The sequence below is a fragment of the Burkholderiaceae bacterium DAT-1 genome (genome assembly GCA_019084025.1).
Taxonomy (GTDB): Bacteria; Pseudomonadota; Gammaproteobacteria; order Burkholderiales; family Chitinimonadaceae; genus DAT-1.
In genome coordinates this window covers 377,989-391,457 of the sequence record JAHRBI010000002.1, presented here as the reverse complement: position 1 = coordinate 391,457, position 13,469 = coordinate 377,989, and the positions used below count along the sequence as shown (strand labels likewise).

8 protein-coding genes are annotated in these 13,469 nt (G+C 58.3%); 3 read left to right on the top strand and 5 right to left on the bottom strand.

The genetic code is table 11. The features are described from left to right. The first annotated feature begins 548 nt into the window (after positions 1-548). Both gltB and KSF73_04960 read left to right on the top strand, forming a co-directional pair. Complete coding sequence (gltB, locus tag KSF73_04965) at positions 549-5,003, top strand: glutamate synthase large subunit (GenBank protein MBV1775062.1); 4,455 nt, start codon at positions 549-551, stop codon at positions 5,001-5,003. Then, on the top strand, positions 5,003-6,418 hold the full coding sequence (locus KSF73_04960; protein MBV1775061.1) for an FAD-dependent oxidoreductase: 1,416 nt from the start codon (positions 5,003-5,005) through the stop codon (positions 6,416-6,418). Before gltB ends, KSF73_04960 begins: the two co-directional genes overlap by 1 nt. 125 nt (positions 6,419-6,543) lie before the next feature. On the opposite strand, the gene KSF73_04955 is transcribed toward KSF73_04960, so the two are convergent. Continuing rightward, positions 6,544-7,287, bottom strand: coding sequence for a hypothetical protein (locus KSF73_04955; protein ID MBV1775060.1), 744 nt, complete (start codon positions 7,285-7,287; stop codon positions 6,544-6,546). A 435-nt stretch (positions 7,288-7,722) separates the two neighbouring features. Here KSF73_04955 and KSF73_04950 point away from each other — a divergent pair, with 435 nt between their 5' ends. After that, positions 7,723-8,652 carry an HD-GYP domain-containing protein gene (locus KSF73_04950; GenBank protein ID MBV1775059.1) on the top strand — a complete coding sequence of 310 codons (930 nt, stop codon included), beginning with the start codon at positions 7,723-7,725 and terminating at the stop codon, positions 8,650-8,652. 49 nt (positions 8,653-8,701) lie between these two features. Here the strand turns inward: KSF73_04950 and KSF73_04945 are convergent, their stop codons facing one another. The 4 genes from KSF73_04945 to KSF73_04930 form a co-directional block, all read right to left on the bottom strand. Further along, entirely contained in the window at positions 8,702-10,747 is a 2,046-nt protein-coding gene (locus tag KSF73_04945) for a S9 family peptidase (GenBank protein ID MBV1775058.1), read from the bottom strand. A gap of 118 nt (positions 10,748-10,865) precedes the next feature. Next, positions 10,866-11,663: a thioesterase family protein gene (locus KSF73_04940; protein ID MBV1775057.1), complete on the bottom strand. Its 798-nt coding sequence runs from the start codon at positions 11,661-11,663 to the stop codon at positions 10,866-10,868. Positions 11,664-11,744: 81 nt separating this feature from the next. Next, positions 11,745-12,197, bottom strand: coding sequence for a CBS domain-containing protein (locus KSF73_04935; protein ID MBV1775056.1), 453 nt, complete (start codon positions 12,195-12,197; stop codon positions 11,745-11,747). Positions 12,198-12,284: 87 nt separating this feature from the next. After that, a complete protein-coding gene (locus KSF73_04930; GenBank protein ID MBV1775055.1) occupies positions 12,285-13,457 on the bottom strand; it encodes an efflux RND transporter periplasmic adaptor subunit in 1,173 nt (390 codons plus the stop codon). Positions 13,458-13,469 lie beyond the last annotated feature (12 nt).

Here is a 13,469-nt window from a genome sequence, read left to right as displayed (position 1 = left end):
TGCAATGCAGCGCAAAAATTGCAAAATGTAGTGCGCCGTATGTCGACAACACCCTAAAAAATGTCACATGTTTAAAATTTTCAACACGCAAATAACATAACCCATTGATTTACATACGTTGCCGCAATGCAACAACCATTGCACCCTCATGCAACATATGGATAGAATGAATCTTCGTTGTCGCCACTTTGGTGCGCTCGCTCCGAGTCATCCTTGCCGCGACAAGCGAATGAGCATGTGAACAGCGATCCAGCCCGACCGTCCTACCCCTTGACGGCCTCAACGCCACTTACCCGTGTGGCACTGGCTCCCGGCTTTTGCACAATCGACGCAAAGCCGACGCAGCGATCGCGAACACAGCGCTTGCCCGAAAGCTGATTGGGATCTGATCAGGATCATAATCAGATTGCATGCAATCTGCTGAAGTCAGCTTCCGGGCAAGCGCTTATCCCCAACACGGGGTGCACCGTGTCCACCACGGCACGGCTGTCCGCCTGCAGGTCAGACTGCAGCGAGCGGCGCATCTCACGGCAATGACGGGTTTTACTATGAACGAGAAACAAAGCCGCCTGCGCGGCACGCTGTACCATCCCCGCTTCGAGCAGGACAGTTGCGGTTTCGGCCTGATCGCCCATATGGACGATAAGCCTTCGCACTGGCTGGTCTCTACCGCTATTTCTTCCCTCGCCAATCTCACCCACCGCGGTGCCGTGGCAGCGGACGGCAAGTCCGGTGACGGCTGTGGTCTGCTATTCCGCAAACCGGACGGTTTTTTGCGCGCAGTGGCGCGTGAAAAAGGCTTTGATCTGGCCAACCACTATGCAGCCGGCCTCGTGTTTCACAACGCCGAGCTGGAACAGGGCAAGCAATCGCTGAACCGCCTCCGTGACGCCATCGAATCACAAGGTCTGGAAGTCGCTGGCGTACGCAATGTGCCGGTCGATACCCGCGCCTGCGGCGAATACGCGCTGAAGACCCTGCCCGCGATTGGTCAGATTTTTGTGAACTGTCCCGCCAATATGGATGCGGCCAGTTTCGAGCGTCGTTTGTACATTGCCCGTCGTCTGGCCGAAAAAGCCAACCGTGACGATGCATCCTTCTACCTGCCCACCCTGAGTGCGCATACGATTTCCTACAAGGGTCTGGTGACCCCGGAAAATCTGCCGGTGTTCTACCCGGACCTGCAGGACGAGCGCTTTGCCTCGTCGCTGGCTGTGTTCCACCAGCGTTTCAGTACCAACACCTGGCCGCAGTGGAAGCTGGCACAGCCCTTCCGCTATGTGGCCCACAACGGTGAAATCAACACCATTTCCGGCAATCGTTCCTGGGCACAGGCCCGCGAAGCCATCATGGCCTCGCCGCTGATCCCGAATATGGACGATATCCGCCCCATCGTGCAGACCGATGGCTCGGACTCCATGAGCCTCGACAATATGCTCGAAGGCCTGCTGATGGGTGGCATCGACTTCTTCCGTGCCCTGCGCCTGCTGGTGCCGCCTGCCTGGCAGAATGTCGATACCACAGATAAAGAACTGCGTGCCTTCTACGAATACAACTCCATGCACATGGAGCCATGGGATGGTCCCGCAGGTATCGTACTGACCAATGGCCGCTACGCAGGCTGTATGCTGGATCGCAATGGCTTGCGTCCGGCGCGCTATGTGCTGACCCGCGACCGCCATTTCACCATCTCCTCGGAAACCGGCGTGTGGAACTACAAGCCGGAAGATGTGGTGAAGAAGGGCCGCGTGCGTCCCGGTCAGATCATCGCTGTGGACATGCAATCCGGCCAGCTACTGCTGCCGCATGAAATCGACCACAAGCTGAAATCGGCTCACCCCTACAAGCGCTGGATTCGTCAGTACGCATCCCATCTGGAACTGAGTCTGGATGAGGACTCGCAAGCACCGCGCGTCAGCCGTGACCAGCTCGATACTTATCAGAAGCTGTTCCAGGTCACACAGGAAGAGCGCGAACATGTGATCCGCGTGCTGGCCGACGAAGGTCAGGAAGCCGTGGGTTCCATGGGTGACGACACGCCAATGGCCGTGCTGTCCAAGATGGTGCGCTCACCTTACGACTACCTGCGCCAGCAATTCGCGCAGGTCACCAATCCGCCGATCGACCCGATCCGTGAAGCGGTGGTGATGTCGCTGAATACCGTCTTCGGTTCGGAAAAGAATATCTTTGAAGAAACCGCCGACCACGCCAAGCGCATCGAAGTGCGCAGCCCGGTACTGAGCTACGAGAAATTCCGCATTCTGACCTCGCAGGAAGATCAGGCCTTCCTGTCGCAGACCTTCGATCTTTGCTACGACCCGAAGAAGTCCAGCCTCAAGGACGCCATCGAGCGCCTGTGTGAACAGGTGGTCGCAGCGTCGGCTGCCGGTGTAGTGATCGCGGTGCTGACCGACCGCCATGTCGGCCCGGACAAGCTGCCGATCCATGCATTGTTTGCAACCGGCGCGGTACATCAGGCGCTGGTGTCTGCCGGTCTGCGCTGCAAGACCAATGTGCTGGTGGAAACCGCCACTGTGCGCGATCCGCATCAGTTCGCCTGTCTGCTGGGTTATGGCGCCACGGCGGTCTATCCATGGCTGGCGTACGAAGTGATCGCCGACATGATCGAAGCCGGTTTGCTGGCCGACACGCCGGGCGAAGCCATGAGCAAGTATCGCAAGGGCATCAACAAGGGCCTCTTGAAGGTGCTGTCGAAGATGGGCATTTCTACCATCGCCAGCTACCGTGGTGCGCAATTGTTCGAAGCCGTGGGCGTGGATCAGGAAGTGATCGAACGCTGTATGCAGGAAACCGTCAGCCGGATCGGTGGCTCCAACTTTGCCGATTTCGAAGATGACGCCAAGACGCTGCACCGCCTCGCTTTCAATCCGATGCGTCCGGTGCAACAAGGCGGCCTGCTCAAATATGTACACGGCGAGGAATACCACGCCTACAACCCGGATGTGGTGCAACAGCTGCAGAAAGCTGTTCAAGGCGGCGACTACGCCGAATACCTTGAATACGCCCGTCTGGTCAACGAGCGTCCAGTCTCCATGCTGCGCGATCTGATGACGCTGAAGCTGGATGGCGCGACCCCGATTTCCATCGATGAAGTCGAGCCGGTCGAATCCATCATCAAGCGTTTCGACTCCGCCGGGATGTCGCTGGGCGCCCTGTCGCCGGAAGCGCACGAAGCGCTGGCCGAAGCCATGAACCGTCTGGGTGGTCGCTCCAACTCCGGCGAAGGTGGCGAAGATCCGGCCCGCTACGGCACGGTCAAGATGTCCAAGATCAAGCAGGTGGCCTCGGGCCGCTTTGGCGTGACCCCGCACTATCTGGTCAATGCTGAAGTGCTGCAGATCAAGGTGGCGCAAGGTGCCAAGCCGGGTGAAGGCGGTCAGCTGCCGGGCGATAAGGTGAGCGGTCTGATTGCCCGTCTGCGCCATGCCAAGCCGGGTATCCCGCTGATTTCGCCACCGCCGCATCACGATATCTACTCGATCGAAGATCTGGCACAGCTGATTTTCGACTTGAAGCAGGTGAATCCGCAGGCGCTGGTTTCCGTGAAACTGGTGGCCGAACCGGGCGTGGGTACCGTGGCTGCGGGTGTGGCCAAGGCTTACGCCGATCTGATCACCATCTCCGGTTACGACGGCGGCACCGGTGCCAGCCCGATTACCAGCGTGAAATACGCCGGTACGCCATGGGAACTCGGCCTGACCGAAGCCCAGCAGGTGCTGCGCGCCAATGGTCTGCGCGGTCGGGTACGCATGCAAACGGACGGCGGCCTGAAAACCGGTCTGGACGTTGTGAAAGCGGCGCTGATGGGGGCGGAAAGCTTCGGCTTCGGTACCGGCCCGATGGTGGCGCTGGGCTGTAAATACCTGCGCATCTGCCATCTGAACAACTGCGCAACCGGCGTGGCCACGCAGGAAATCAAGCTTCGCTCGAAGTACTTCCTCGGCCTGCCGGAAATGGTGATGAACTACTTCCAGTTCGTGGCCCAAGAAACCCGCGAGTGGATGGCGCGCATGGGCGTGCGCAAGCTGGAGGACCTGATTGGTCACAGCGAACTGCTGACCCTGCTGGAAGGCGAAACCGAGCGCCAGCAGCGCCTGAATCTGGATGTGCTGCTGAGTCAGGGCGATATCCCGGATCACGAGCCGCGCTTCTGTGTCAGCGACAGCAACCCGAGTTTCGACAAGGGCGAGCTGGCGGAACGCATGGTCAAGGATGCGGCTTACGCCATCATGACCAAGTCTGCCACCACCTTTGAATACAACGTGCGCAACGTCAACCGCTCCATCGGCGCGCGTCTCTCCGGTGAAATTGCCCGTCAGCACGGCGCAGACGGCCTGCCGGACAGCACGCTGGATGTGCGTCTGAAGGGCACCGCAGGCCAGAGTCTGGGCGTATGGAATGCCAAGGGCCTGAACCTGACGCTGGAGGGCGATGCCAACGATTACGTGGGCAAGGGCATGAACGGCGGCCGCATTGTGGTCTACCCGCCCAAGGGCGTGATGTACGAACCACATGAAGGCACCATCATCGGCAACACCTGCCTATATGGCGCCACCGGCGGCGAATTGTTCGCCTCGGGCCTGGCGGGTGAACGTTTTGCGGTGCGCAACTCCGGCGCATTTGCCATGGTGGAAGGCATCGGCGACCACGGTTGCGAATACATGACTGGCGGCTGCGTGATTGTGCTCGGTAATACCGGCCACAACTTCGGTGCAGGCATGACTGGCGGCTTCGCCTTCGTGTACGACCCGGACGAGCGCTTCGCCTATCGCTACAACAATGAGCTGGTGGACATCCACCTGATCAACGGCGAAGCCATGGGCCAGTACCGTGCCTTCCTGCGTGAAAAGATCGAGAAGCACGTTGCGCTGACCGAATCGAAGATTGGCGCACAGATCCTTGAAGACTTCGAGGACTACGTCGACTACTTCTGGCTGGTGAAGCCGAAGGCAGCCAAGCTCGAAGAATTGTTGAAGGATTGATGAACATGAACGACGTTTTCCAATTCATGAATCTGGCCCGCGACCCGGGTGCGAAATTTGACGCAGCCGAGCGCCGGGGCAAGTTCATCGAGATCTATGCTTCGCTGGATAAAGACAGTGCAGCCGATCAGGCGGGGCGCTGCCTCTCCTGCGGCAATCCCTACTGCGAGTGGGAATGCCCGGTGCACAACTACATCCCCAACTGGCTGAGTCTGGTGCAGGAAGGCCGCTTGTTTGAAGCCGCCGAACTCTCGCACAAGACCAATAGCCTGCCGGAAATCTGTGGCCGCGTGTGTCCACAGGATCGCCTGTGCGAAGGCGCATGCACGCTGAATCAGGGTGGCTTTGGCGCGGTGACGATTGGCTCGGTCGAGAAATTCATCAGCGATGAAGCCTTCAAGGCGGGCTGGCGTCCAGATATGAGCCGCGTGGTGAAAACCGGCAAGCGCGTTGCCGTGATCGGTGCGGGTCCGGCTGGTCTGGCCTGTGCGGATGTGCTGGTGCGCAATGGCGTGATGCCAGTCGTCTTTGATCGCTACGAAGAAATCGGTGGCCTGCTCACCTTCGGCATCCCCGAATTCAAGCTGGAAAAAGATGTGGTGCGCCGTCGCCGGGACATCCTTGAAGGCATGGGCGTCGAATTCCGCCTCAATACCGAAATCGGCAAGGATATTGCCTTCGAGACGCTGGAGAAGGACTACGACGCCGTCTTCATGGGCATGGGCGCCTACAAGTATATGAAGGGCGACTTTGCCGGTGAATCCAACCAGGGCGTGCTCGAAGCCCTGCCCTATCTGGTGAACAACATCCGCCAGCGCATGGGCACACTGGGTAACGAGCCCTTCCTCAGCATGGCCGGCAAGCGCGTGCTGGTGCTCGGCGGCGGCGACACCGCCATGGACTGCAACCGCACCGCGATTCGCCAAGGTGCGGACAGCGTGATCTGCGCCTACCGCCGCGATGAAGAAAACATGCCCGGCTCACGCCGCGAAGTGGCCAATGCCAAGGAAGAAGGCGTGCAGTTCCTGTGGAACCGCCAGCCCATCGGCATCCAACAAGCCGCCAATGGCCTCGCCGTCACCCTGGCCGAAACCCGCCTCGGTGCACCGGATGCCAAGGGCCGTCGCAACGCCGAAATCATCTCCGGCTCCGAATCCGTCATCGAAGTCGACCATGTGATTATTGCCTTCGGTTTCAGCGTCGAACCAGCAGAATGGTTTGCACAGCACGGCATCAGGGTCGACGCGCGCGGCCGCACTGAAGCGTCCCCCCGCCAGAAATTCAAACACCAGACCAGCAACGCAAAGGTGTTTGCAGGCGGAGATCAGGTACGCGGCGCGGATCTGGTGGTGCGTGCGGTGTATGAAGGCAGACAGGCAGCGGAAGGGATGCTGGCTTATCTGGGGGTTTGGTAAGCCGCTGAGTAGCTGAAGGAAATCAAAGGCCCGCTTCGGTGAAGTGGGCTTTTTGTTTTTTCATCGCAGGAACACATGTCGACCATGCAGACAAATATGGGCGCTTCAACTCCGAACTGTCCTAGTTAGCACGGCCCGTGGATCAGGCAATCGACAAACAAACTGAAGTACTCCGCTAAAGATTGTGGCGGTGCAGGATAAAATGGTGCAGACATGGCCTGCATCAAAGCAAATAAAATTTGGACAATAAAAAAGAAACCAATTCGAAGCGGCACCGTCGATAGAAATCCGCCCCCTAAAATTGACGATGAAAGTGTAATAACAAGGAGAAGCACCCCAAATATCTCCCCAACCACTGCAGCCCCTCCACATGAGAATTGGCCGAAATATGCGCCACCTTCTGCCGCTAGAAATAAAGCCAAATACGGTAGGTAATTGCGTACCGTTATCCGTTCAGCTTCAAAGGCAGTGCTTCGATTCGAGCCACGAATAGCCGCAAATATGGTGCCGGAGATTGCACCTAGCATTGCAGCAATGCCAGCTGAGATCAAGATTTGGAAAAGGCTGCCGTGCATCCCCACAACAAACATGAGAAAAACCAGCAGCGACAGAATTGCGCCAGCAATGGGTGGCCCAGAGAGGGGGCTACGAAATGATACTGGGAGTAATCGTATTGTAGGGGTTGCAATAATAAATGTTGCGGGATAGGTAAATAACATAACCGGCAGCGCATAAGCCCACACTGGTCCAGGACATCCGGAGCAAGGTTCGCTCAGAAACGTCCAATAGAGATATGCCGCAATAGGAATAATGGCAGGCGCTATAAAATAAGCTGCAATTATCCGCAATTTACTGACCATAATTTGCATCCCGAGCTCGTATTGACGCTGATTTCATCGAAATGATCAATGATAACGCATCTGATTCCACTGAAGCTTTTTAAGCAGCTGAGGAATTACCCCCCACCGACCGCGTCGAGCATCGCAAGCCGCGCCGGGGCAGTCTGGCACCGCTGTTTGAGCCCGGTCAGCGACCGGGCGAGTTCGGTGCCGGCCGGTGCGGCTGAGAAGCACAGAGCACCGATCGCAGACCGGCGTGGCCTCCGGGGGTCGCCTTTTCTTTGGTTCTTTCTTCTTGTGCCCCGCGGGTATGGCGAAGCAAAAGAAAATATCGCGCCCGAGAGGGCAAGACAGCTACGCACATGCACTCGGCTGCGAGCCGCTCCACCCCAACACATCCGCCTGCATCGCCCCCACAGTCATCTATGCTCAATACACCTGCATCCCAGCAATGGAGCACCCGCCATGCGCTTGCAACAACTATTCGGCAGCCTGTTCAGCTCAGGCGAGACACAACCTGCCCAGCAACATCCAGGCAACCCGCAACCGGGCGCACACGTGGAAGATCTCCTGCGCAGCCTGTATGTCATGGCCACAGTCGTCGAAGCGCGCGATCCCTACACCGGCGGCCATCTGTGGCGGGTCTCCCGCTTTAGCCGCCAGCTCGCAGAAGCAGGCGGGCTACCGGCAGCCGATATCGCCCGCATCACGCTGGGCGGATTTCTGCATGATCTGGGCAAGGTGGGCATTCCGGATGCCGTGCTGAACAAACCGGACAAGCTCACGGATGAAGAGTACGCCATCATCAAAACCCATCCGCAGGTAGGGGAACGCCTGCTGGCCGAACATCCGCTTTCACGTCTCGCTCACGCCGCCGTTGTGGCGCACCACGAAACACCCGACGGACGCGGTTATCCCAATGGTTTGTCTGGAGACGCCATTCCCGTGGATGCACGGATTGTGGGGGTATGCGATGCCTTTGATGCCATGACCAGCAATCGCCCCTATCGTCGCGGCATGCCGGTGGAACGGGCACTGTCCATCATCCAGGACAATTTGGGGAGGCAGTTCGACCAGACCTGGGGTCACCTGTTTGTCGAACAGGGCCGGGCTGGGGCCTTTGACCATGTCGTCGGCCATTCGGATACGGGCATGGCGGTTCAAGCCTGTCCCAGCTGCGGCCCGACCATTGTGGTCAAGCGCAGTCAGCGCACGGGGGACACCACCTACTGTCGCTGCTGCGGCGCACAGGTTCGCATCCATGCCAATGGATCGGACATCACCATCGAGCCCACCGGACAGGCCGGCACTGCCGATCAGCTGCAGGCCGATGTGGATATGGCTTTGATTGACGGACTAGTGAGTGAATCGATTAAAGCGCTGCGCATCGAATAAGCGTCAAAAATAAACCCGCCTTGCGGCGGGTTCATCATCTGCTAACTGCTTATTGGGCAGTCCACTGCTTCAACCAACCCAGCACTTCATCGTGCCATTGGATGGAATTGGCAGGCTTCAGCACCCAGTGATTTTCATCCGGGAAGTACACGAACTTGCTCGGAATGCCCTTGCGCTGCAGCGCCGAGAACACCGACAGACCTTGCTCCACGCCCAGACGGAAGTCGTTCTGGCCATGCACCACCAGCATCGGGGTCTTCCAGTTCTTCACGGCGTTAACCGGGTTGTAGCGCTCGTAGTTTTCCGGGTGGTCGTACTGGGTTCCCTTGTTTTCCCACTCGGTGAACCATAGCTCTTCGGTCGCGTAGGCGGCACCACGGGCATCAAAGATACCATCGTGGCTGACCAGACACTTGAAGCGATCCGACCAGTGACCGGCGATGTAGTTGATCATGAAGCCGCCGTATGACGCACCCAGTGCACAGGCGTTGTTGCCATCGATGAAGCTGTACTTCTCGACTGCAGCGGCCAGACCCTTCTGCAGATCTTCGAACGGTGCAGCACCCCAGTTACCGCTAATTTCATCGGTAAACGCCTGGCCATAGCCAGTCGAACCATGGAAATCGATCATCACGGCGGCGTAGCCAGCACCGGCATACACCTGCGGATTCCAGCGATAGTGCCAGTCGTTAGCGAATGAGCCTTGGGGGCCACCGTGGATCAGGAAGGCCAGCGGGTACTTCTTGCCAGCCTGATAGTTGGCCGGCTTCACCACATAGCCGTACACCTTCTCACCCTTGGCGCCAGTAAAGCTGAACTGCTCAGGCTCGCCCAGTGCGGTCTTGGCCATTGCTTCGGCATTCACCGAGGTCAGCTGCACAGCCTTGCCGCCTTCCAGTGCGTACACATCATCCGGGTGCTTCAGATCGTTCCAGGTGTAGACCACGCGATTCTTGCTAACGGACAGACCAGACACCTGACCTGCGCCCGTCAGCTTGCTGACCTTGCCGGAGGCCAGCTCGATCGAGAAAATCGGATGCTGACCGATGTCGTCGGTAGTCACATAGACATGTTCGCTATCGGCTGCAAACTGCAGATCACCCACCGAGCGATCCCAGTCTGCGGCCACGCTGCGGGTGGTGCCAGTTTTCAGATCATGCAGGCGGATGTGGAAACGGTCGGCTTCAAAGCCCGGACGATCCATCGCCTTCCAGGCCAGATAGCGACCGTTTGGCGATACAACCGGCTGGCCATCCCAAGCGGGATTATCACCGCTCAGGTTCTTTGGTGCAGCACTGCCATCCAGCGGCACAGCGTAGATATCAAAGTTGGTCGACCAGGCTTCTTCACGACCGGCCAGACGCACGGAGAAGTAAGCTGTCTTGCCATCCACGCTCACGGTGTAGTCTTCGCTACCGCCATGCGGCTTGGTGTGGGTGTCGCCATCCATACCACGCATCAGATCCACGCCATCCTTGACGGTACCCTGAGCCGGCACTTTCACGGCGAACAGGTGATTGCGGCGACCATCGGCCCACTCGTCCCAGTGACGCACAAACAGGCGGTCATACACCTGTGCGGTGGATTTCACCTTGGCCTTGTCGTCCAGCTTGGTCTTGGTGCAAGCGATGTCATTACAGGCCGGGAATACGCTCAGGGACACCAGCAGGGTGTCATCCTTCGGGCTCAGATTGAAGCTTTCGACATCCAGCGCCAGATCGGTCACTTGCAGGGCTTCGCCGCCATTGGCTGGCAAACGCCAGATCTGGCTGGAACCGCTGCGGCTGGACAGGAAATACAGCCACTGGCCATCGCTGGACCAGCGGGCGTTGCTTTCATTGCCCTTGCCGGAGGTCAGCTGGCGGCTGGCTTTCTGCTTGAAATCGTAGGCCCACAGGTGGGTGGCACCCTTGTTGGCTTCCACATCGATGGTGCGCAGACCATAGATCACGGTATTGCCATCGGGCGACAGGCGCGGTTCGCTCACGCGCTTGAGGGATACCAGCTCGCGAATATCAATCGCGTGTGCCGGAGCAGACAGAGCGGCCAGCGAACCGATAACGGCTGCGACCAGGGCTTTTTTAACTGAAGCCATGCAAGGGACTCCTGCGGGTCTTGGGTAGGGAAACGTCATTCATACGAATGCAACCGCCGAATGATACGACTTTTCCCGCCCCGCGCAATGGACAATCCCCTGAACTGTCTGGCGAATGTCACCCGAAGAGTGCAACCAGTTGACGCGACAGCGCCACCAGCGTGCCGTCAGGCGCGTAGATACTGGCGGTCTGGCTGCTATAGCCATCGCGCGCAGAAATCGCTTCGGCATCAAATAGCCACCAACCATCCTGCGGGAAAGCCGCCGGATGTTGCACAAACTCCAGTGCCCAGGTCATGGAGCTGGCAGGCGATGGGCCCTTCATCAGCGACAAGCCTACCGGCGGAATGGCATCGGCCATTGCAATAATCGCCAGCTCGTCGACATCTCCCGCATCGCGCGGACGCACATAGATCTGATTGGAAGGCTGTTTGCCGCCGGAAAAGGGCAGACTGCCGTCTACCCAGCGGTATTCATAATGACGGGTGAATTCCGGTACGATGCCCGGAATAAAGGGCAGCGAGGGTGCCGCATCGACCGGCTTGGTTTCCGGTGCACGAGGCGCAGCCACTTGCACTGCAGAGTCACGTTCAATACCCAGCAGTGCAATCACCAGACAGGCTGGCTTGCCCTCGGAGAGCAGGCGTACTTCTACCTGCGATGCTGCCCGACCGGTCCGCAGCACATCCACGGTGATCTCGACTTCACCCGGTGCAATCGGTGCGATAAAGGTGGTTTGCAGCGACCATACGGGTGGCGCATCAGGCAGATGCGTCCGGATGGCCTTCATGGCGAGTGCAGCCTGCAGGCCACCAAACAGTGCTCTACCCTGCGCCCATGAAGCGTCTGTGGTTGCGGTGAATCGTCCGTCACCATTTGCAGTGAGGGATTGCAGAACATCGGACAGAGACAGCATGCCACACTCCAGAGTCAGGGTTGATCTGATGACTCTGGCTCAAAGCCGGGTAAAAGTCAAACAAGCGTTTGCTTACCCTACTCAAGCGGCTTGTCGCGGCTTGAATGCTTTCCTCCGATTCGCTTCCGCAGCAAATTCTTCCAGATCCGGATCGAGCGCATGGCGGGCAGACACGATGCCGACCGGCTTGCCATTGACCACCACCGGCACATGACGGAACCCATGCTCAAACATCAGCAGCATCGCGTAACCAAAAGAGTCGCGCGGATCCACGGTCATCGGGTTCACTGTCATCACATCAGACAGCTGCGTGCTATCCGGATCACGATGCTCGGCGACCACGCGGAAGGCCACATCTCGCTCGGTAAAAATACCCACTAGTTGCTCGCCCTCCACCACCATCAATGCACCGACATTCTTGTCGCGCATGTGCTGCGCTGCCTCGGCTACCGTTGTACTAGGTGGCGCCAGGAGAGTCTTTTCGCCCGCCATTAATTCCCTGACTTCGAGTCCGAACATGATTGCGATCCGCATGTAAACTGCATGGAAAAAGCGGCTGCTTCTTTTCGAAGCAACCGCTTAGAGCATACCCAGCTGTTGAGCGAATCGCCTTGACGCCTATCAAACGCCCTGCTTGGCAGGTTTGGCAGGTGGCGAAACAGCAGCAGGAGAAGTCTGCTTTATCACTGCCTGCATGCCTGGACGCGCCGTTGGCAGACGGTTTGCCACCACCATGGCACCTTCTTTCAGCCCCTGTTTGATCGCAACCATGCCCGTGCGTTCGTCGCGTTCGCCAACCTCGACATTCGCTCGCGCCAGCTTGCTACCATCGATCCAGTAGACATATGTCTGACCATTGCCATCCTGAACAGCAGTTTGCGGTATGGCCAGGCGTGCGGACTGGGCGAGCAAGTCCAGCTTGCCCTGAGCAAACATGCCCCCGCGCAACAGTCCGGCATGATTATCCAAAGACAGGAAGACGGTAATGGAACGCGAACCAACCTCAGCTTCCGGATTGATCCGTTTGACGACGCCGGTAAATTGGCGATCGGGAAATCCATCCACAGCAAACTCGGCGCGGCTACCTACCTTGACGCTGGCAATATCGGTGGTAGGCACGGTCGCCTGAAGCTCCATCTCGCTCAGATCGACCACGGATACCAGTTCGGCATTCACCTCTACCTTTTCCCCCGGCTGAATGGCACGCTTACCGATCACGCCCGACATTGGCGCACGTAATACGGTATCGTTCAGCGAAATCTGCGCCGACTCCACCTGCCCTGCAGCCGCTTTCACACGTGCCTTACTCATCTCAACGCTAGCGAGGCTGGAATCGTAATTGGTGGACGAAATAAAGCCCTGCTTTTGCAGCACCACATTCTTTTCGTGGGTGCGCTGATCCAGCGCCAGCTGAGCCTTGGCAACTTCTAAATTGCCTTCCTGCTCATGCAAGTGTGCCAGATAACTGCTCTGATCAAAGCGTGCCAGTACCTGTCCCTTACTGACTTTTTCACCTTCCCGCACCAGTACATCGGTGACGACCGCACTGATCTTGGAGCGGAGCACCGCATGCGTCACCGGCTTGAGCGAGCCACTCAGGGGAATCCGGTGATCGAGGCTACGCATTTCCGCGCGCGCCAGATCGGTCGAAACAAACTCCAGCTTGTCCGGCCCCTTGTTTCCCTCCTCTTCTCCGTCACCCTTGTGACCCTTGCTGGTCGCCATGACAACCACCCCGCACAGGACAACCGCACCCAGTGCGCCTGCCCACAATCCCTTGGATTTCAGATTCATGATGTTCTGTCT